This window comes from Acidovorax sp. sic0104 (assembly GCF_019219095.1).
Taxonomy (GTDB): Bacteria; Pseudomonadota; Gammaproteobacteria; order Burkholderiales; family Burkholderiaceae_C; genus Acidovorax.
This window is the reverse complement of the sequence record NZ_JAHUWH010000007.1, coordinates 190,417-210,981: the sequence shown is the minus strand read 5'-3', so window position 1 is coordinate 210,981 and position 20,565 is coordinate 190,417. Positions and strand designations below refer to the sequence as shown.

Annotated in this window: 20 protein-coding genes; 5 read left to right on the top strand and 15 right to left on the bottom strand. The window is 60.2% G+C overall.

The features are described from left to right. The first annotated feature begins 979 nt into the window (after positions 1 to 979). From KW835_RS13690 to KW835_RS13675, 4 genes are all read left to right on the top strand, one after another. Positions 980 to 1,687: a DUF1845 family protein gene (locus tag KW835_RS13690; RefSeq protein ID WP_218383219.1), complete on the top strand. Its 708-nt coding sequence runs from the start codon at positions 980 to 982 to the stop codon at positions 1,685 to 1,687. Between the two features lie 60 nt (positions 1,688 to 1,747). Beyond that, positions 1,748 to 2,056 carry a hypothetical protein gene (locus KW835_RS13685; RefSeq protein WP_218383218.1) on the top strand — a complete coding sequence of 103 codons (309 nt, stop codon included), beginning with the start codon at positions 1,748 to 1,750 and terminating at the stop codon, positions 2,054 to 2,056. Between the two features lie 32 nt (positions 2,057 to 2,088). Next, positions 2,089 to 3,798 carry an ATP-dependent helicase gene (locus tag KW835_RS13680; RefSeq protein ID WP_218383217.1) on the top strand — a complete coding sequence of 570 codons (1,710 nt, stop codon included), beginning with the start codon at positions 2,089 to 2,091 and terminating at the stop codon, positions 3,796 to 3,798. Positions 3,799 to 3,863: 65 nt separating this feature from the next. Then, positions 3,864 to 4,064, top strand: coding sequence for a hypothetical protein (locus tag KW835_RS13675; protein ID WP_218383212.1), 201 nt, complete (start codon positions 3,864 to 3,866; stop codon positions 4,062 to 4,064). 65 nt (positions 4,065 to 4,129) lie between these two features. Here KW835_RS13675 and KW835_RS13670 read toward each other — a convergent pair whose 3' ends face one another. The 12 genes from KW835_RS13670 to KW835_RS13615 form a co-directional block, all read right to left on the bottom strand. After that, on the bottom strand, positions 4,130 to 5,314 hold the full coding sequence (locus tag KW835_RS13670; protein ID WP_218383211.1) for a type II secretion system F family protein: 1,185 nt from the start codon (positions 5,312 to 5,314) through the stop codon (positions 4,130 to 4,132). Next, on the bottom strand, positions 5,311 to 5,808 hold the full coding sequence (locus KW835_RS13665; protein ID WP_218383209.1) for a hypothetical protein: 498 nt from the start codon (positions 5,806 to 5,808) through the stop codon (positions 5,311 to 5,313). The genes KW835_RS13670 and KW835_RS13665 overlap by 4 nt, the downstream gene beginning before the upstream one ends. Beyond that, the gene (locus KW835_RS13660) at positions 5,793 to 7,316 is read right to left on the bottom strand and encodes a GspE/PulE family protein (protein WP_218383207.1); all 1,524 of its coding nucleotides are present in this window, start codon (positions 7,314 to 7,316) and stop codon (positions 5,793 to 5,795) included. Before KW835_RS13660 ends, KW835_RS13665 begins: the two co-directional genes overlap by 16 nt. A gap of 24 nt (positions 7,317 to 7,340) precedes the next feature. Beyond that, positions 7,341 to 7,766, bottom strand: a complete 426-nt coding sequence (locus KW835_RS13655) for a type II secretion system GspH family protein (protein ID WP_218383205.1) — start codon at positions 7,764 to 7,766, stop codon at positions 7,341 to 7,343. 277 nt (positions 7,767 to 8,043) lie between these two features. Then, complete coding sequence (locus KW835_RS13650) at positions 8,044 to 8,538, bottom strand: hypothetical protein (protein WP_218383202.1); 495 nt, start codon at positions 8,536 to 8,538, stop codon at positions 8,044 to 8,046. Between the two features lie 12 nt (positions 8,539 to 8,550). Next, positions 8,551 to 8,907: a hypothetical protein gene (locus KW835_RS13645; protein ID WP_218383200.1), complete on the bottom strand. Its 357-nt coding sequence runs from the start codon at positions 8,905 to 8,907 to the stop codon at positions 8,551 to 8,553. Further along, the gene (locus KW835_RS13640; RefSeq protein ID WP_218383197.1) at positions 8,904 to 9,710 is read right to left on the bottom strand and encodes a hypothetical protein; all 807 of its coding nucleotides are present in this window, start codon (positions 9,708 to 9,710) and stop codon (positions 8,904 to 8,906) included. Before KW835_RS13640 ends, KW835_RS13645 begins: the two co-directional genes overlap by 4 nt. Further along, on the bottom strand, positions 9,685 to 11,247 hold the full coding sequence (locus KW835_RS13635; protein WP_218383195.1) for a type II secretion system protein GspD: 1,563 nt from the start codon (positions 11,245 to 11,247) through the stop codon (positions 9,685 to 9,687). Before KW835_RS13635 ends, KW835_RS13640 begins: the two co-directional genes overlap by 26 nt. A gap of 183 nt (positions 11,248 to 11,430) precedes the next feature. Next, complete coding sequence (locus KW835_RS13630; protein ID WP_218383193.1) at positions 11,431 to 11,793, bottom strand: hypothetical protein; 363 nt, start codon at positions 11,791 to 11,793, stop codon at positions 11,431 to 11,433. A gap of 99 nt (positions 11,794 to 11,892) precedes the next feature. Beyond that, positions 11,893 to 14,496, bottom strand: coding sequence for a MobH family relaxase (mobH, locus tag KW835_RS13625; RefSeq protein ID WP_218383191.1), 2,604 nt, complete (start codon positions 14,494 to 14,496; stop codon positions 11,893 to 11,895). After that, the gene (locus KW835_RS13620; protein WP_218383190.1) at positions 14,496 to 14,990 is read right to left on the bottom strand and encodes a FlhC family transcriptional regulator; all 495 of its coding nucleotides are present in this window, start codon (positions 14,988 to 14,990) and stop codon (positions 14,496 to 14,498) included. Before KW835_RS13620 ends, mobH begins: the two co-directional genes overlap by 1 nt. Before the next feature lie 15 nt (positions 14,991 to 15,005). After that, positions 15,006 to 15,290 carry a hypothetical protein gene (locus KW835_RS13615; protein WP_218383188.1) on the bottom strand — a complete coding sequence of 95 codons (285 nt, stop codon included), beginning with the start codon at positions 15,288 to 15,290 and terminating at the stop codon, positions 15,006 to 15,008. 84 nt (positions 15,291 to 15,374) lie between these two features. Between KW835_RS13615 and KW835_RS13610 the strand changes: the two genes are divergently transcribed. After that, positions 15,375 to 15,995, top strand: a complete 621-nt coding sequence (locus KW835_RS13610) for a helix-turn-helix domain-containing protein (protein ID WP_218383186.1) — start codon at positions 15,375 to 15,377, stop codon at positions 15,993 to 15,995. On the opposite strand, the gene KW835_RS13605 is transcribed toward KW835_RS13610, so the two are convergent. From KW835_RS13605 to KW835_RS13595, 3 genes are read right to left on the bottom strand one after another with little or no spacing between them, the layout of a single operon-like run. Continuing rightward, positions 15,958 to 19,221, bottom strand: coding sequence for a DEAD/DEAH box helicase (locus KW835_RS13605; protein ID WP_218383184.1), 3,264 nt, complete (start codon positions 19,219 to 19,221; stop codon positions 15,958 to 15,960). The genes KW835_RS13610 and KW835_RS13605 overlap by 38 nt on opposite strands. A gap of 21 nt (positions 19,222 to 19,242) precedes the next feature. Then, entirely contained in the window at positions 19,243 to 20,133 is an 891-nt protein-coding gene (locus KW835_RS13600) for a hypothetical protein (protein ID WP_218383183.1), read from the bottom strand. Then, positions 20,121 to 20,474 (bottom strand): hypothetical protein, encoded by a 354-nt coding sequence (locus KW835_RS13595; RefSeq protein ID WP_218383182.1) that lies wholly within the window; start codon positions 20,472 to 20,474, stop codon positions 20,121 to 20,123. The genes KW835_RS13600 and KW835_RS13595 overlap by 13 nt, the downstream gene beginning before the upstream one ends. Between the last annotated feature and the right edge of the window lie 91 nt (positions 20,475 to 20,565).

The following is a 20,565-nucleotide window of genomic DNA, read 5'->3' as shown; positions in this document are numbered from 1 at the left end:
AATTGGGGCTACGCTAAAGGATTAGCGGAGACCGAGCGCTTGGCACACCAAAATACCCAATGGGTAACCGGTAGCGACACAAGCGGCAAATACAAGAGCGGACATGGTGATACTCCTAGGAACGGAAATTCCTCGGAAACACCAGACTCCCCTCGGAGATGGCATCCCCGAGGATTTTGAATCTCCACCGAAAGGTGGAGGACTGCACCGCATGACACTTGAGGGTCACACGATGTTTTGGCACAAGCGAGCACAACACGCCTACGGCATGAAGAGTTTTGCTTGTGTCTTTGAAACCGGCCAGCATCGCGCTGGGCGGGGAAGTAAGCCCTTCTGGGGTCAGACTTCCAAGTAGATTTGCCAAAAATGGCAGGATTGCAGCGAGAGGCCCATCTTCCATCCAACGGATGAAAGTCCAGGTCTTAGTCGCGCCCAACCCAACTGCTATTTCCCGCAGTGACGGGATGGGAGCTTCGCTCCAATCAAATTCATGCAAAGGTGCATGAGAACCAAAAACGGAATGTTGCGTCGTTCTTGGTGTGCTTGGCAAGGCAAGCAGCTAATGAATTGCTGATCAATTTTGGAGGCCAGCTACCTCACTCAGGAGAGTGGCGTTACGCGCACTGCTCTTGTGGATGCAATCCTAACGCCTTTTTTCTGCGTCCGTCAACTAAAAACGTCTCGTGATTTCAAAAAGTTTTGAGACGTGACCATGTGGTCGTAACACTGCAATTTCGGTTGTGTTTGGGCCCTGTTTTCTTTTCATCGACTCCTACCATGGTTTCACCGTTGTCCACTCTTATACGAGGAAATCATCATGGCGAAAGACGCTCTCCCAGAGTCCCCCACCGCAGCCGAGCCGGCAGCGGAAACCCCCTCGGGTTCCCAAGAACCGCGCGCTCAACGTCCGCGCCAGGCGCGCGGGCCAAACGCACCGCGAGCGTCCCGCGCATCATCGTCCTCGATGCCATTCTTGGTGATGAAGTTCGATCTGCATTCCTTCAACGCCCAAAAAACTTTTGATCGCGGCTTCGAGCAAGCCTCTGAGTCGCTGTTCACCTTGAGCGTCCTGGTGCGGGCTCTGACCTCGGAAGCCCAGGCCATGGAGGTCGAGGCGATCGTCAACAAAGAACTCGATGACCTCGCTAGCGACATCAAAGCGGAAACCGAGCGCTTGAAGGCGATCGCCGAGACAGCAGGAGTGGACTTCAAGGGGATCAGCTACTCCGCCCCCAAAAAGTGCGAGGCTCGGATCACGTCTCCCCGCGCCGCCCAGATGGTCAAGGCGGTCAAAGACTTCGATGCGCTCGCGTGCGTCGTGGACGCGCTTTGGATCTCGCGCGAACTCACGGACTCCGAGCGCAGCAAGGTGATCTACGGCGTGCAGAAGAAGATCCTGCGTCTGGGCGGCGTGTTCAGGACCCTCGCGACGCGCGCAATGGCATCGACCCAGCGTCAAGGGGACATGCATGTGCAGGATCCTCGCGTTGGCACCAAGCTCGATCCCGATGTCCCGGCAGCAGATGGCAGCTCGGTGGACGCGCCGGCACCCCCAACGGCCTCTGCACCCACGAAACCCCGCAAGCCGCGCGCTGAGCCGTCTGCACAAGAGCCCTCAGTCGATTTGGCTGCTCCCCCCGCCGAGCAAGCAGATCATCAAGGTGCGGCTGAAGCGCTACCCGCTTAAGTACGGCTCTCCCTTCTGGGCCCGGAATACGTCAAGAGACTATTCCGGGCCCATTTCTTTATGCCCTTCATGGATTCATATTTCGCCGCCGAGCGATTCAAACGCAAGGTCTCCCGTTACCGCAAGTCCGTCCTGAGGCTCCCCAAGTCAGAGACCATTGCCTATCGCAGATCCGCCGCGATGGTCCTGGCGCTGTATGCCCAGGCGTTGACCACCAAGGCCCTCGCCGGCCACAAGGATCGCGCGACGCTCCTGCCGAAATTCGCCGAGATTTGGGAGCACGAAGTCACGCTCCTCGATCCGCATTGGCGTAGGGACCACGATGCCATTCAGGCACTTCTCTCAGACGCGTCGGGCCCGACCGCCTAGATCCAATACCTTTACTACTCCGCAACCGTCAGATGGCACTTGAACTCAATCCATTTCAAGATCGAGCAGTCACAGCCCCGGGCCACGTGACCGTCTTGGCCTGCCCCGGCTCCGGCAAGACGCGGGTCCTTTCCACCCGGGCGGGCCACCTTATCGCAACCCACGAGTTGGGGAGGCTCTGCGCCGTCACATTCACAAGGGACGCTGCCGGCGAACTGCTTGAACGCATCATCGACACCTGTGGCAAGGAAAACACCCGCAGGCTCGCTGCAGGTACCTTCCACTCGCTGGCCATCGACCAGATTAAGCGCAACACCAAAGGCCGCCCGCCAAAGCTCATGAATGACATTGAGCGGAACCAGCTCCTCAAGCGCTGCTGGCGGGAAAACGATACCGGGCTGAAGTTCGATGAGGTGCAGAAGGAAATCGACAGGGCCAAGGCACACGTGGCTCCTATCGCCTTTCAGGACCTCGCGATGCAGCGGATTTACGACAGCTACGCCGCGATCCTTGAATCAGAGAACGTGATGGAGTTCGGGGACCTAGTTCTGCGTTGCGTTCACGGAATGCGCGACGGCTCCTTCGCGCCCCTGCCCATCAAATGGATGCTCGTGGACGAAGCTCAGGACATGGACGAAGTGCAGATGCAATGGATTCTGGCGCACGGTTTGGCGGGCGTAGAGATCACCCTCGTTGGTGACGATGATCAAAGCCTCTATTCGTTCAGGCATGCCCTGGGCTACGAAGGCCTGCAGGAGGCGAGCCTGGCTCTGGGCTCGATGGAGCTGACGCTGCCGGTCAACTACCGCTGCGCCCCCAACATACTCGCGTCGGCAGCAAAGCTTATCGGCAAAAACGCCAACCGTGCCGCCAAAAACATTCAAGCCTTTAAAGAGGAGGACGGAGAGATTGCGGTGCACCGCCTGCCCACTCGGCAGGACGAGATGGACGCGCTGCTCAAGACACTGCGCGACAACAAGAACGAACAGTGGGCAGTGCTGGGGCGCACGAACGCGCTTTTGGACCTCGCTGAAATCGCCCTTTCAACGTCCGGAATCCCCTACGAACGCTCCGGAGGAAAGAGTGTGTGGGACCAAGCCGTGGGCGGTGTGTTCGCGGGTTTGCTGCGCAGCATCAGCGACGACACCTGGACCGGCGTGGCCAACAGCCTTTCGTTCTGTGGCATGGACGCGGGGTGGATCAACGAGCACTCGCGGGCAAGCTCCGGCCGCTGCCTGGACCGTCTGGATGCCGCGCTCTCAAAGGCCCCCGATGAAAAGCTGGCCAGAGCCCTCACCGGCCTGCGGGAGGGTTTTCTCTCTTGGTCGGAGCAGGCGAACAAGGGCCGAACCTCCTTGGTGGTGCATGGCGTCACGGGTTATCTCGCACGCTACTGCAAATCCTCCCAGGCCGACCTGCTCAAGAGCCTTGCCGAGTCGATCTGCCGCCTGAATGGCTCGCTAGCCCAGCGGCTGAACTACCTCACCCGTGACAGCAAGAACAAGGAGCCCACGCCTGGTGCGGTTCAACTCATGACGCTTCACTCCTCCAAGGGCCTGGAATTCGAAAGCGTCTGGATCATGGCGGTCGAGGAAGGCAATTTGCCTCACACCGACTCCACCGAAGATGAGGAGCGCAGACTCATGTACGTCGGCATGACGCGCGCGAAGCGGAGGTTGGCGGTCTCCGGAGCGCTCGCCGAAGGGCTGGAGAGTCGATTCCTGGAAGAGGCGGGGATCTGAAGCCGGGGAACGGCTAGGATGGTGGAACTTATCCGCTTTGCGGGGTGGCAACCGAAACTAACCGCATGACAAAAGAGACATTTGTAGACCTTCTGAAGACCGATTTGGAGAAGATCGCCTTGGCGGTCGAGGCCGATGCTGGCCACCCCATTCCCGGATTGCGTGAATCCCTCGGAGAAGTCCGGGATGGCAAGGTTGGTGCCATACACACGCCCGAGTCGATCGCCAAATCCAAGGCCGAGCTGGATGCCAGGAAGGCTCAGTAGAGGGAACAAAAATGGGGCCACGGCCCCTTATTGTTTTGGACATCGTTCTAGTGCGCCAAGCACCCTCACATTCCCGCAAGGATCCCGTTCGTCATCTGAAGCATCGGAACGATCGCCACACCGAAGAGCACCACGCCGGCAAGCGATAGGAACAGCGCGGCCAGCACCTGCGCGACGGGCACGAACACCGATATCCGCTGCCGGTAGAGGTTGCGGTACTGGATCGCAAGTTCGCTGATGGTGAGCGCCGTCTGCGACCTGTCCTGAGCCGTTGCCAGAGCGGCTTTGTCCGTAGGGTGCAGCGTGGTCATCAGGTAGGGCCATGGCGTTCTGGAGCCCTTGGTGATCGCGTTTCGGGCCCTCTCCATGTCCTCGCGCAGCTCGCCGGGGGGGGAGTTGTCACGCGACAGCCGCAGGCACTCCTCCAGGCGCAGTCCAGCGTTGAGCAGGATGCCAAGGCCGAAGAACACGATGTAGTTCTGTTTGGCCAGCACCAGGTCTCGATAGAAAGGGATTTTGAGGATCACTCGGTCAACCACTGCGGGCATGATGGGCTTTGCGATGAACAGCGACATGAGAGCCGTAAGCAGCAACGCTACGATGATCCCAAGCGACCAGTTCAACGCCGAGGAAAGGGTCACAACCCAGCTCACGTCCACCGAGGCCTTGCCAATCTTCATGAGGTCGGAGTTCATGATCATCGGGCCCACATAGAGCGTGCTGCCGAATAGCGTGCCCACCCCCGTCAGGAACCCGAGCGAGGCGCTCCAGAGACCCCGTCCGGACTCCTTCTTCACGGCCGCCAACTCCAGCTCGAAGCGAGCAGCTTCCCGCAGCGAATGGGCGATGTCGCCGCCGTGCGAGCTGGTCTTGACCAGCGCCCGCACAGTCTCGGGAAAGTATTTCTCCCCCGCAAGATCCATGGCCTCCGGCAACGTCGCGCCGTTTTCGATGTGCTGGCGCAGGATCGCGGCAACCTCCCGGACCACGCCCGAGAAGGAATCGTGGATCACCTTTAAGGCCTCGGACATGCTTACCTTTGAGGCCACCATTGACGAGAGGCGCTGAAAGAACACCGTACGGTCGGCGATCGACATGCGCCGCCCCAGAACGAAGTTGTTGGCCTTCTTCATCCCCACGACGATGCCGCGCCGCGCAGCCTCAGCGCGCGCGGCCTTCTCATTCGGGCCCGACACCAGGATCTCTTGGATCCTCGGGCCGATCTTTACCGATGCGTAGTATGTGCTCATATCTGCGCGTGGTGGTTTGCAACGACCCAGTACGTGACGAAGGCGCCGCCTGAGTTGACCTGCGCGTTGCACCCGCCGCTGGCGAAAGCCGCAGCCTGGGGCAGCTTGCGCATGGCTGAGTTCACCCCGCGCACAGTCGGTTCGTCGATGGTGCCCACTGGGTACAGGCAGATCCCAATCGCTGGTAGGCCCTGAAACACTCCGCTCTGGATCGACCAGTCCATCCCCTTGGGCGCACGCGGTATGAACACGTAGCCAGGCTGGAGAGCGCTGGTCAGATCGACCCCGGGGGCAGGAAGATGGGCGACGCCATCGGCATCAGTCACGCTACGGATGTACCGGGCTGCACCGCCCGACAGGGAGGTGAACCCATCGACCGCGTTGGTGCGCGCGTTCATGGTCAGAAGAGCGTCCACGGGCAAGTAATTGATGGCCATGACTGACACTGCAGAGAACAGCACGATCGAGAACATCACCATCAAGAGGCCGAACATGCTGCCTCCGGTTGGGGGATCTGAGCCATGCCCGACGCCTCAAGATAGTCGTCGATCTCCGCGCCGAACACCCGGCGAATCTCTCGCTCGTTCGTGAGTCCGGACCTGGCCTTTTCCACCGCATCGTGAACAATCGACTTCCAGCTGACCTGGCCCTCCAGCACCTGATTGACGTCCTTTTCGCCGGGAAGGTAGGTGCACTCCGACACGATGGTCCGGCCCTTGTAGCCGGTGTCTCGACAGGACTTGCAGCCCGCGCCTGCGCATTTCTGGCAGACGACGCGCACCAGTCGTTGGACCATGACGGCGCGCAGAAGGTGCCGCAGTTCGTAACCCTCGACGCCGATATCACGCAGGCGGCTTACTGCGCCCAGGATCGAGCCCGTGTGCAGGGTCGCAAGCACCAAGTGCCCGGTTTCTGCGGCCTTCACAGCGTTGCGGGCGGTCTCGATGTCACGCACCTCGCCCACAATGATCACGTCGGGATCACCCCGCATGAACGTCTTGAGGCCGTCAGAGAAATCCAAGCCCACTGCCTTGTTGATGTTCACCTGGCCCGCGTACGGGATCCGGTACTCCACGGGATCTTCAATCGAATAGATGGCCTGCTGCGTGAACGACATCGAGAGCGCCGAAGCGTTCAGAGTCGTGGTCTTCCCGGAACCCGTAGGCCCACAGATGAGACAGAGACCCGTGGGCCTGGAGATGCCCTTCTTCCACTCTGCGATACCCGTGATGCCCAGGTTGTCCAAGTCGAAATTCATCGAATCGGGGTCGAGCAAGCGCACAACGATGCGCTCGCCGTCCACGATGGGCATGCACACTACCCGCAGGTTCACCACTCGGCCGTTATGTTCCACTGCGAAGCCGCCGTCCTGCGGCTTGCGTCGCTCCGCCATGTCCATGCGGGCCTGATCCTTGATTCTTGAGGCGAGGGACACGTACTCCTCCAGAGTCCCCTCGTGCGCCTGGTGCAGCACGCCCTGCAACCGGAGCATCACGGTGTAGCTGTGGGGTCTGGGAATGATGTGAATGTCAGACGCCCCCACGTCCATCGCACGGCGGATCAACGCATCCCAGCCACCTGGGCTCTCCTCGGGATGGTCACCGATGGTACGGAGCTGTTGAAGGTACTGGGTAAGGCGTGCGGGGTTGCACGGCGAAAAGATAATCTCTCGCGTGCCAACGTAGTCCTGAAGACGCGCGCGGACCACGGCTTGAGGGGACATCGTCGAGATGTAGATCTGCTCGCCAATGTCGGCCGTCACCATACTCCGCGTCTCGTGCAGGATGCGCGGAGGGATGGCCGGCAAGATGACCGACTCCTCATGTAGCGCTGCAGGGGCCACTTCATGCAGCACCGCCATCAGGACGCTTTGCCGGAGGAACCCGTTGCGTACCAAGATCCGACCGAGGCGATTGCCGGTGACCTTCTGCTCCATGAGGGCAGCATTCAGGCGCTCGCGATTTAGAAGTCCGCGTTCGATCAGCAGTTCACCCAACAGCATGGCGTAGTCGTCTCTTTCGTGGGGTCAGGAAGTGGTGCAACAGCCAACATAGTTGTCGGGCACGGCGGTGCACAGCGGAGGAGCGGTGGCGATGCCGAGCTTTTTGTTGACCTCTTTGCAGACATTCAGCTTGTCCGCGTCCGAACCGCCAATCGGGAAGGCCACGAAGCCCTCCTGCACGCCATTGCCGGCACCGGAAATCTGCCAACCTTCGGGCAGGCTCGTAAGGTAGTTCGGAATCAGGACGTCGAAGCTCTCGAAGTCCTTGGAATTCGTGTCGGCGACATACAGCTCGATCGCTCCGGTGATCTGCTGCGCCTGGTTCATGAGGGCGGCGGCGTCTGCCTGCACGCGGCCCTCACTCAGGCTCTCGCCGCCGTAGTACATAGTGGCTGCGGCGAGCAGGACCACGAGCGCGATGGAGATCACCGCAATGATGAGAGTGAACATTTAGCGCTCCACTGCATTTGCAGTTTGCGATTGAATGAAATGCCTTTTCAACCAGCGTACGGCTGGCTGGCGGAGCCACGCCCAAAATCCGAAAACGGCCGCGAGGAGCCAGAGCGAGCCTATGACCCAGTTCCCCTGGTGCAGGTGGTGAAGCGCCAACAGGAACGAGGTGAGAGCGCCCAGGGCGTCCAACACCCGCAAAAAGCGCAGCACTTTCGTGATTTGTTCCATATGAAAGGGCCCCCTCCCCTCGCGGTGAAGGGGGGTCATTCCAATATCAATACTTGAACTGGAACACTTGGGGGTCGGTGCCGGTGGCGCCGGGGACGCAGGCGTATGGCAGCGCGCCCAGCTCCGTCACAGTGCCGTCAGCTGCCGACATGCCAGTTCCGCCCGCGTTGCGGTTGATCTGGTCACACAGCTTCTGGTTGCCAGTGGCCGCGCCAGCCAGGTTGATGCGCAGCATGCGAGGAGTGGTGGGGCCGGCGCCAGGGACCAACGTCCACTCATTGGTCTCGCTGCGCGACTTCACGTTGGGGATACCAGACATCATTCCGCTGGTGACCAGATCGGCCACCGCAGCAGGTGGAGCTGGTTGGGTGGTGATGTGCATCACGGCTGCGCCACCGATCTGCTGGGCACCAGTCACGTAGGCAGATGCCTCGGCGCTGCTGCGACCCTGGGTCAGGGCGTCACCACCGTAGTACATCGTTGCCGCAGCCAGGGCCACCACCAGAGCGATCGAGACGATCGAGATAATCAGAGAAAACATGGGGAAACGCTCCTAAACACTTTCCAAGACAAAGAGAATGCCGGGCTTGGCGCAGCCATTACCGGCGCAAAACTCCACCAACCGGTAACCGGAACATCTTCCGATTGCGATCGACGAAGCATTCACGCGGTCCTGCAGCATGTCCAGACTGGGCTGGTACGACAGGATCGCATGATCGTTCGGCCTGATATTGGCTTTGATGCCAAATGCCGAGAAATCCTTAATGCACTGAGCGGCAAGAATCTGTTTCGTCTGCGATTTTGTCGAAATCGAGGCATAAACAAACAGACCCATTGACACCAGAAAAACCACCATGGCGGCGACTGAGAAAATCAGCGCGAGCCTTCTATTCAAAATTCGCTCGTTCATTGCTTTGCCTCTATATCCGGCTCAATGGCTCGCAGTTCCTTCAGGTCATCTTCCGAGGAGGCTTGGGCCCATGTCCAACGGCCAGCGGCGTACTTCAGATAGCTGAGGTACCCGGAGCCAGCGCTCAAGCTTTTTGCCGCAATATCCAGCTGGAAAGACGGCAGATTGATCATCTCCGTCCGGTTTCCGGGATTGGCGCTGGAATAAGCCTCGGTGAATTCCTTGGGGTTGATGGCGTTGCTTTTGAGGAAGGCGAACAAACCGGAGACGAGAAGAAACACCAAGCTCATGCAGAATGCAGAGACAGCCATATTTCGCTGCATTGCCGCCGTCCCGTAAAAGCTCGGGAGCATCTCGCCAAGCTGAAATCCTTCCAACTCCTGCACGGACAGGCCACCATGGGCGTCCTCGCGGCTGGAGATAACGGTGACAACCTCGTCCTCGTACGTACTGACCGTCGCCAAACGGTTGCCTGCCAGCGGTAGTTCCAGCTTGGCTTTGGGATTGCGCGTGAGTTGATCGAGCGCCCACGGCAAAAGCGCGCGTCCGAGGCCGCCTTCATGGATCTCGTAGTACCAGCGGTCTTCAGCACCCTTCACCACCTGAAGGTGGCAAGCATCCTTGGCGGTGACCAAGTCCTCCACCTGCCCGCGTGCGTAGGCCAGTGCATCGCTTTTTTTGGTGGCCACCAGTGAGCCGAGCATGCAAAGCATCGGCGCCTCATCCGTGAACGCGTGCAGGTCGAACCCGTCCATGGCGGTCTCCCCCTGGGCCGACTTACTTCGCAGCAGCTTGAGCAACATGCTCGTCTCCTGCGGAGGGCGTGAAAATCGTCACCGAGGGGCGGATGACGATGAAGATCGCGTGGCGATTCGTTGTGATCGCCTCGCTGCCTATCTTGGCTTTCTCCAGCCCTGCTATCGACGTGTAGGTCTCGTTGATCTGGTCGTACGAGATGCCGCCAAGCAGGATGATTTCGCCTGGCCGGAGACGGGAGATGTTCTCGAATTCAAGCTCCTGCATCTCCGGCTGGCTCAACGTGCCAGTGGTGTTGCCGGCGCTCAGCTCCCGGAACCTGACCAGCGAAGCCATCTTCGCCTTAAGGTCGGTCATCACGAAGTGATCCGCCGCGTCATACCGGGGCGTGATCTCCATCTTCAGGCCGGAATTCACCGTGCTGGTGGTCACCGAACCGGAGACCGCCCCACCCGATGCTGTAGTGCTTCCGATCCCCGTGACGTACGGGATCACATTGCCCGAGCTGAGCTTCACCGGGGCACCCCCCATGGTGCTGATCAATACGTCCTGGGTGACCTTGGCCTGACCATAGGTGGACAACAGCTTGATGGCGGCCACGAGCGAGAACTTCGCCTCATCGAGCTTGACGCCGAAACCGTTGCCCGAGAACGAACCCACGTTACCCAAAACTCGGTCGGTCACGGCGTTGGCAACAGCGGTGCCGACCGTCGTGGGGGTTGGTATGACGGGCTTTACCGCCGACTCGATTGCCGTGCCCCACTTCGCACTGAACTCCTTCCAGTCAAAGCCTGTTGCCCGGTCCCGATTCATCCGGACATCAATCACGGCGACCTGCAGCGCCACCATGGATGCGTTGCTGGTCATTTTTTGCAGGTAGATGTCGATGTCACGACTCGTGGCTGCAGGAGCCTCGTACGAGATCAGCCCAGAGTCCAGGTCGTACTTGACGTTTGTGGCACCCAGGGCTGTGAGCGTCGGCACTACCCGCTCCAACAGCGACTTATGTTGCGGAACTGTCACCATGTAGCGGACGCCGTCGCTGACCACGGTGACCCCATTCATGTACTCAAAATCGACGTCGTGAGAGATCGCGAGCATCTCCACGAACTGGTCGAAAGTGCCCTCGAAGCGGGTGAAGTGCAGGGGCTCGCTACGCTTGTCAGAAGAGGTCTTCAGGATGATCCGAAACCCCTGCAGCTCAGCCGCCCGCACGATCTCACCCAGCGTGGCCCTGCCCTCCAGATCGACGCTCAGGCTGCGGGAGCCGACTTCGTGGGGCATGGGCTTGCGCGTGCGAACGCTCTTCCCCGCTGCCGAGGCCACGCGCGTGACTGCCGGCACAGACGCCCAACTCGTCTCGTATTCCTTTTTGGCCTCGGCTTGGGTTGGAAGTTTGTCAGCGTTCTCGGGGAACGATGAGCACCCCACAAGTGCTGATTGAATAACCGCCGCAGAGGCCATTCCAGCCACTGCTCTGGTAATCCTTTTCAGCGATTTGGGTCGAGCGGACGTATCGCCTCCGGCGGAAACTGCGCCATTACTTCCATCGATCGCTCCCGCAAGGTCGTTGATTGAACTCATTCGTGCACTCATAGTTCGGTGCAGGAATGCTATGCGAGTCGATACAAACAAACACGCTCGAAAAAGACCCGTTTTTGACCTGTTTCAAGAATACTTTTAGCCCGCGACCTAAATATCTCAAGTCCAAATAGAAAACCCCCACCAAGAATATCTTGATGAGGGTTACCGAACTTCTAGGGCTTGCTACTGGGAGGTGCCTGAGCGTTCACGCCGCTTCACCTGGCCATCCCGAACGAAAATCTCGTAGCCATTTACGACACCGATAATTCGCTCATCGACTATCGGCTTCGGTGGCTCCTCCAGAAGCTGGCCCGGAATAACCTTGCCGCCTGGAGGGGGCGGGAGACTCAAGCCGCTCCCTGAGGGCTTCTTCTCCGAGTCGTTTTTTTCCAGGCGCTCCAAGGCTTCATCGAATCGCTTTTCCAATCGTGCCAGGCGCACAGAGCTACCGTCACCCCCACGACCCTGAGGAGAAAATAGATCTGCGGCTATGGCAGCGCCGAAGTTACTAATCAATAACCCGGCAATGAGAAAACGAGCTTTCATTCTGGAGGGGCCTTGGACTGACATGGAGAAATCATAGAACCCGGGCATCAGCCGACCACTCCCTAAAGACGCCCTCTTTCGCCGCGTCTTCCGATTTTTTCACTTTTTCGGCTTGAACAGGATCAGGCCCTTTGCCATCTCCAAGTGGTCGGGATGCTCTTTGCACATGCCGAACAAAGCAGATCGCTCGACCTCAACTCCTGCATCCTTGAGGCGCTTGCGCCCATCCTGGAGCAGCAACTCCTTCCAACCCGGCTTGTCCGCGCGGTCCCCGCCTCCACCATCGAACGCGGCGAGCACCTGGTCAATGCTCACGCCATCTTTGCGCGGCGCTGGTTTGCGCCCAGGTGGAGCATTCGAGGAAAGCCGCTTCTCCACGGCCTCAGCCAGCTTCTGTTGCGCGTCGGAAAGCACCGTTTCCGGCTGGGGAGCAGGAGCCACCGCTTCAAGCGAAGCGGGCGGATGGGGAATCAGGCTAGGCATCGAGCGATTCGGGGGCCGTTCCTTTTTCGGCTTGTCTTTGCGCGGCTCGCGCGGGCTCTGGGCCGTTGCTTCGCCCCGAGATTGGGGTTCGACTTGTTTGCCGGCTTCACGCGTCCTCTCCCTGGGAGGTGACGACCTAGGAGGTGCTGCCTCCGAGGGAACTGTCGCGGCAAGCACGGGGGGTGCAGGCGCCGCGACTGATGATGGGACCGGTTGGGCGGCACCGGCTGACGGCGGTGCCACCGCCGCCTCCTGAGCAGCGACCTTCTCAACTTGGCGCGCGGGAGCCCCGTTCTTGCCTTCGGTCGGCTTTACCTCGTAGAGGAAGGCGTAGCTTGCCTCGTACGACAGCCGGAGCACCTTGATCGTTTCGCCATTGCCCACATCCAGGTCCTGTAACTTTCGCAGTGGGTTGTCGTCATCGATCCAGAGCCATTCGTTCACCGACATCTCTTCGAGCAGGACCTTACCCGTCAGGCCATAGCCAGAGAAAGCGGTCGGCCAAGTAACGAGGATCTGCTCGTCCTCGTCCACACGCACGTCCACGCCCCATTGGCGTGTGCCGGACCTCAGATCGTCCATGAGGGCTTTCAGGCCTTCACCAGCTGCACCATCAAATTTGATAGTTGGCTTGTCGGTACGTTTGGCCTTGGGCTTCGCCGCTGGTGGTACAGGTGCTGCTTGCTCAGCAGATGCCGGCGTCTCCGCCGATGCTCCGGTGCCCCCTCCGAATCTGGGGTCCAAGACCTCGCCCGTATCCGGGTCATGGGCGAAGGAAGGCCCTCCAGACGAAGGAACTGCCGATGCCGCAGCCGCTGGCCCGTCCACGGTTTGGGGCGCGATCGCGATGGGCTTAGACCGCTGTGTCTTCCCGGTCTTCTGCGAGGCGGGCTCGGCCGCAGCATCAGGCGCCTGATCCTTCTGCTCTAGAGGCTTGCCCGAATTCTGCACGGTCTCTTGAGGTGCCACCTCCGCAGCGGTAGCCGTACCAGCCAGACCGACCACCACTCCTGGGACTTTGCCGATGGGCGTTGTCGAGATGAGCGAATCGTGGCGCAACCGGATACAGGTGAGCTCCTTGCCCGGGATTTTTGCGGTGATGCACTCCGGTGCAATCCGCCATAGCCGATCGGGGGTGTCGTGGCCCTCCGGCAGGAACGCCAACTGCCGTTCCACCAGCATATCCAGAATGGAATCCGCAGTTCTTGGAATGCCTGGGACGCCCTCCTCTCGGATGGCTTGAGCCAGCTCCTGCCCTGCAGCTGGCCACACCAAATAGATGTGGCCTTCGATGTTCCAGACACGTGCACCGGGCTCGTTCACCATCCAAAGGCCTTGTCGAACCAAGTTGCGCATCTTGTCCGTGATGGAGCGCTCCACCGGCACGCCAACTTCGTAGCCAGCCATTGCGGTGCCCATGGTCTCAAGGTCTCGCTTGACGCTCGCCTGGTCCGCGCGCTTGACCAATTCATAAAGAGGGTTGGTCGCCGTTGGGTTCTCGCTGAGACTCTCCATCAGCCAGACAACGAGTTCCGTCCCACCTTCGGCGATCCATGCGAGGGTATCCTTGGTGATTACGCGCTCGGAAAGGAGAGCCGAAAGGGACTGGTGCGATTTGTTGCGCCCCGCTCGCCACTCCAGGAAGTACGCGTCGATACCGTTCGCCTGAGACCAATCCCACAGACTCTCGGCGATGGGCCGCCAAGTCGTTTCGCGATCATGGCTGTAAACCGTGATGTCGGTGGCTGGTTTGCCGGCGTCGTGGCAAAGGCCGCCGAGGAACGCCGCAAGTTGCAACCGTGGCTCCAACTCCCGGCGATGCGAGGGCGGCCGCCCAAGATCGAGCAGCATTTTGTCGCTTCCCTGCAACGCCATGAGACCGCATTCCATTGAATGGGCCAAGAGCCCACCTGCACCACGGTGGTGATGGGACTGCGAGGCGGGCAGCAGATGCGCGAAGGCAGCAAATCTACGGATGGCGCCCAGGTAGTGCTTCTCGTACAGTGCCTTCGTAACGATCACGCTGCTTTGAATCTGTTGAAGCAGCTCAAACTGTGATTCCACCAACTTCTCTGGCGGAAGCGCCGGTAGCCCTTTCATGAAGGGCGGATACCTGGGGATGTTTTCTTCGAGAACTTTAGCGCGAAGCGCCGCTGGGGTGGATGCGGTGGGCGCAGAATGTGGAGTGGACGAAACAAGTCCTTTGAGCCAGGACAGCATCACTTATATTTTGTAGGCGCTAGACCGCAGTAAGGACACCGGCTCGTCAAGGTGCTGCCCCGGTCGTAGATGAAATGCACGCCGCATCCGCCACATTTTGGAAAGGACACCGTATCGCCCATAACGTCCTGCGCGGCGTAGTAGCCCGCGTTGAGGTCCAGGGGACCGCAGAATTTCTGGTAGGCGCCCCAGGTCCCGAGCAGCCCCTTAGCAGTCAGCGCGACCTTCCCACCCGAATGGTTTTGGCGCAAGTACATCGAGGCGAAGGTGCTTAACCCAACCGCAGCCGTTTGGTTCACCATGAAGCTCAACACGCCGTGTGGCAACTTGCCGCTAGAAGCGCCCTCCCCGTGAATTTCTTCCCACATCGCGCGCAGTGGCCGGATCGAGATACCGGTGAGCGATTGCACTAACGACAGACGCAGGCGACCACTGATCAATTGGCTGGCCGCCTGATACCTCGCAATGTTTTCAAGGGTTGAAAGATCCGCCATTGCCTGACACCCACTTCAGCGAAGGGAGGAACCACGAGTGAGCAGGGACATTGCGTACTGGGGATTGATCCCTTGGCGGGGCGTCTCGACCATGCGCTTGAGATGATCGACGTCAAAGCGAAGGGTGAAGCCAGAGACCGGCAACGAAGCTGCCAGCTTTTCGATCTGTTCAACCGACAGGCCTTTGAAAAAGTCCTGCTCAGCACTGGTCATACCTGTAACAAGTGTTCCAGAATTGTCACTGGCGGCGCTGCGAGAGAGCAGCAAGAAGGCGCGATTGAGTGAAATAACGTCTTTCATGTCGTGTTTCCCTGACTAACTGAAACGATTGTAATCTAACGAAACGGAAACCGTGCAGATACGCACTCAAGATTATTCGTAACAATGCAAATTGGCACTCAAAACGCATCCGCAACCGGGGATGCACTCTCCACGACGCCATCTTCTATAGGGGAGAGGCTCAAGATTTGGCGACGTGCGCGCGGGGAAACGCAGGACGTACTCGCGAAAATTCTCAAGGTCAACGTGGGGGCATTGCGCAAGTATGAGAACGGGGTGAACTTTCCCGGCTCGCTATTCCTGGTTCAGGCACACGCACTGGGCCTGAACGTCAACTACCTGCTCTCGGGCCAAGGCCCTGTGTTCAAGCCTGACACCTTGATGGCTTTGCCGCCTGAGATGGGCGGAAAAGTCGTAACTCTCACCGAGGCACTGACGCAACTGTCCAAGCTTGACCGGGAGAAGTTCGAGGTCCTGTTGAAGGGATTCACACTACGGGTGGAGGAGGCAACTCGCACGGCAGAGTTGGAGATTGCCTCCAAAGCGCAGGAGGCCGAAGCCAAAGCACTCGCCGCCACTCCCCAGGCACCTCACATCGAGGTTCCCGTTGAGGTGGTGGTCGAAGGTCCACCACCCTCTCCCCAGGAGCCTCCGCCCGAGCCCCTCACTGAGGAGGAGATGTCGGACATCATTCTTCGCGGTTCGCTGCCCCGGATCGACAAGTGATCGCACCCAGATGCTCATGCAGGGTCGAGAAGTGCTTATGTTTCGCCCATTCCTGGCGGTTCCCCACGACGTAGAGGCGCTTCTTCATCCGCGACACCGCCACGTTCAGTAGGTTCGGCTTGGCAGCTGCCCAAGCTTTCGCACCTGGGAGCCGAGGATCTCCTCCCAGCACCACCACCACGATGTCAGCCTCTTTCCCCTGGGCGGTGTGGACAGTGCCGGCGCGGCCAGGCGCGATCCCATAGCCGGAGGCCATTGCCTTAAGGCGGTTCGCACAGTCCTTGAATGGGCTGATCATCGCAATCTGGTCCGGCGTTGCGCCTCGGTTTCCGATCAGCTCCGCCAGCAAGGCGCGAACCGCATCACCCTCTTCCTTGATCCAGTGTCCTTCGCTGGTGGTGCCCCGAACGTCGATCCACCCGCTTGGGATGAGCGGTCCATCGGACACAGGCGGGGCCTTGCCTAACACCATCATCCCCCCGTAGGCTAATTCGTTTGAGATGCTGAACGCGGGCTCATCGCATCGACGATGCAAACGCAAGGGGCACCCCACCCACTCCAAGTCGCCTCGGTCCCCCGGCAACCATGTGCCCCACGTGGCGCCTTGATCGGCGAGCGCCTGCACCGAGGCGTTGCTCGGCATCCACTGTTGACTCAGCTTGTAGAGCCCTGCGATGGCTGACTCGACTTGGGACGGGACCGTGAACACCGGCTCCAGCTGACGAGGATCGCCCACAACAATGGCTCGACGTGACCGCCAGATTGCACCCACCGCATGCGGGGGCAGCGCCTGACCAGCTTCGTCGATCAGAAGATAGCCGATGCTCTCTTGCGTCACCTGGGAGAACATGCGGGACACCGAAGCAAAGGTGGTCGATATCGCCGGCACCACCAGCGCCAGCGAATCGAGCGCAATGCGCGCCAGCTCTGGCGGCATCTGTTTTCCGGAGAGCCAGTCACAGGCCAGCCCCAGATTGGCAAGCATTTCAGTGGGATGGTGCTCGATGAAAGCGCGGTGCACAGCCAGCGCGGACAAAAAGAGGTCTTCCCGAGCGCGACCCCACTCAGGGTGCGCCCAGGGCTCAATACGCTCCCGTTGATCGTCCGAAACATCCAGGCGAGGCCAGAGCGCGCCAAGCACCCTGACATCGGCCTGCAGGTACCCCTGCTCATCCTCCAGCGCGGCGATCGTTGCGTCCAGCTCTTCATCAAGACGGGCCGCTTGCGCCTCGATCTCGCGAAGCACGTCCCTGGTTTTCTCCTGGTCCCGCAGAATCGCCCCACGCGCTTTGTCCAAAGCAGGCCACTCCGCCGCGACCGCATCACCATCCGCACGAAGCTGGTCCAGACGTGCCCGCCACCCCTTTTGCGCCTTCCCGATGGTGAACAGCAGTTCCAGTACACCGGGCCGGTCTTGGCGATGGGATTCGATCTGGCCGTCAACGATCGCACGCCTTGCGAGGGAATCAACCCGTTGGCGATCAACGGTGGTCAAGCGTTCGCCAAGCCCGAGCAGCAGCTTTTCGCGTTCGGCCAAACTGGTTTCCATGGCGGCAAGCCGCGCCTCGTCGCTCGATGCTCTGGCTCGCAGGGATGCAATCCGCTCCGGCCGCCGAGCCGCTTTCTCAAGCGCAGCGCGAAAGCTCTTTTCTTTTTCCTGTGCCCGTTTGTACTGAAGCACTGCCACATCCCAGCTGAGTGCCGGGGCAATGGTCCTGGCTTGCAACTTGGAAAGGAGTTCCCGCAAGCCGGGGCTCACCGGCTCGTCCCGGTGATCCCGCTGGCCTGTCTTGTTCCACCAGAACGCCCGGAGAAACTCCGAGCGGTTGGAGCGCTTGCCCAGCGGAGCTGCGACGAGCCCCCAAGCCTTCTTGCCGATCACACTGCTCGCCACCGCGCTGAAGTAGTCCGCTCCATCAATCACTCGCTTTGGCACTGCGCCCTCTCCGGGGATCTCCGTGGTGATCTGATTCACCGCCCCGTTGTTTGATGACGCGATGACGATCGAGTGTCCCTGCAGGCTATCGTGGAGTGGGTAGTAGGGAACCCAGGTATCTCCCAGCCGGTGGGCTAACTTGGCTCCGATCAAACCGGCCCCTCCCTTGATGAGAATGGAAGCGCGTTCGGTGACGACTGCCGCCACCACGTCGCGCAACAGCGTCGTCTTGCCCGTGCCAGGCGGCCCGTTAACCGCAAACACGCCAGTTCCAGCACGTAGCTTTGCCCACGCTTCATTGACGGCCAGCTGTTGACTGAGCACCAGGGCGTGGTCCGATGGCCAACGGCCTGCTGGCATTCGGCTGGGTCGCAGAGCAGCTTCCAGATGCGGAATGTTCTCGGACGCTCGGACATCGACACGCGGTGGAGCTTTCTTGCCCTGTCCTGCGGTCAGGAAATCCTGCAGCGCCTTTCCAGCGTTGCCTGCAGCGACCGCCTTTCGCACCCGCAGGAGGTCTTCTACAAAGAAGCTGCTCAGAATGTCAAATTCTTGCGTCGCGCGAGCTTGGCTCTGCTGTGAATCCTCGCGACCAAGCTTCACCTGCGCGGCGCGGATGCGGCACAACTCGTCCAGTGGCACCTCCAGGCCTCGCCCAAACAACCGTTGCGACACGTCCTGCACCAAGGCCGCCAGCCACTGGGTATCTGCCGCAATTGCGGACTCACGCAGCCGGTGGGACTCGAACACGATCCACTGTGCCAGGTGGCGCGAGAGCGTATCGAAGGCGGGGAAGCCACTCGTGACATCAGGGATGGAATGCTCAGGCATTGGCAGGCCGTCCAATGCAGCCACGCCACCAGTCTGCAGAAGATGAGCGCCACCGCCGTCTCGCAGGATCTGCCCCGCAGACCATGCTGAGAGCGACAGGGCGAAGGTGTGGCCGAGGGGCAGACCGTTGCTGTCAAAGCTCAAATCGAATAGTCGCGCTCGCCCTCCACTGCTCTCGTACCAACGACTTATGTCGCCGCCGAAGTGACGAAGCAGCATGGCAGTCACGGTGTCGATGCCGTAGACCCCGCATTGGGCCGAGTATTTCCACTCGTAGCCCCTCTCGACGGCCTTCCGAGCATGCGCCGCTGCCTGCCACGGAACTCCAGAACCATCGTCCAGGCCAAGGCCGTAGACCGGGCTGCAGGGATCCATCGCATCCACCCGAGCCACCTCCTGAGCAGTCATCGCTTCCAGCGCATGCCAGAACCCCAGAATGTTCTCGTGCTTCATCGTCATATCTCTTCTCCTCGGTATGGGCTAGGAAAGTCCAGCCCGCTTCACCATGGCATTCGCCGAAGTCATGAGTTGCTGGCCCTTCATGACTGGTGCACGCTCAAAGAACGGGTTGTAGAGATCCTCCAGCAGCACAGTGGCGAGCACCGGTCCTCGCTCGTCCGTTCGCACGACGAAGATCGCGTTGTTGGCGTCCGGGAAGCGGAGGTAGCGCGTGCCTTCGCCGTACTTCGCTGCAACCTTCTCACGCCCTCGTTGGCTAACAAGGGCCTCTTGCAGATTGGCGTTGACAAGCACACGGTTGAACCAGCCCCACGCCGCAGGCCAACGCCCATTTGGCACTTTCGTCAGGTCGTTTTCGTCGAGCTTGTGCAGCTTCTGGTCAATGCGAGCGATGTACCTATTCATGGCGTGGCGACTGATGCGCACCGGTTGGCCAATCAGGGGACAGTCCACCAGCACCACGGGTACCGCTTGCCCCATCGCAATGCTTGCGGCCTCGAACTGCCTGTACTCCGTGGGATCAACCCACTTGGCGAGCGAAACCTCCGCCTCGAAATACTTCGTCGCCAAAAACTCCACTGCTGGTACCACCGGGGTAGTAGTAGCTACTGCCCTGCCAACACCGTTCACCTTGAGTGACTTTTTCTGCAGGGCCTGCACGATGATGTTGTCCGACACCCGAATTGCGACGTTGCCGCCCAGGCGCTTGTTTCCGTGGATCTCGCGCTCGTGCAGCAGGTGAAAGATAGCCCGCAGTTCTGCCAGAGCCGCACGGTCCTTCGTCCACTTTTCGTCAACGGATACGTGCAGGACGCCAACACTCGGCACTCGCTGATTGCCGCGTGCCCATTGCCACGACACTTGGTAGATCCCGTCCTCGCTCCGGGCAGCACGAAGGGTCAACGAATCCACGTGAAAAGTCCTTTCATCCGCGAAACGGCACGCGCAGAAATGGTCATAGAGGGAGCAGTAGCAACGAACTGCCGCACCTGTGCGTCACCCTCGACGTAAGCGCAGTTGGCATCAGCCAAGTCATGGCGGAGGTTGAGTCGCAGCTCGGCGAGCAACGCGTGGGCCTCGGCGTCGCCTCGCGCCTTGGCACTGCGGATGAGATCGCCCACCAGCTCGTTGCTGCGCTCTATGCGGACGAAGCGCGCGATACGGCGGGCCTCGTCGGCTCGAAAGATCAGATTCAGGATGCCAGTGCGCGCTGCATTCTCTGGCAAGCCTCGGTCGGTGGTACCGAGATTCATGGGTGCTCCAAGGGACGATCCCCGCATCTTGCCTGCGGGGCGGGCAGCGCAGTCAGGGGCGACTGGGCATGACTCCATTGTCGTTCATTCG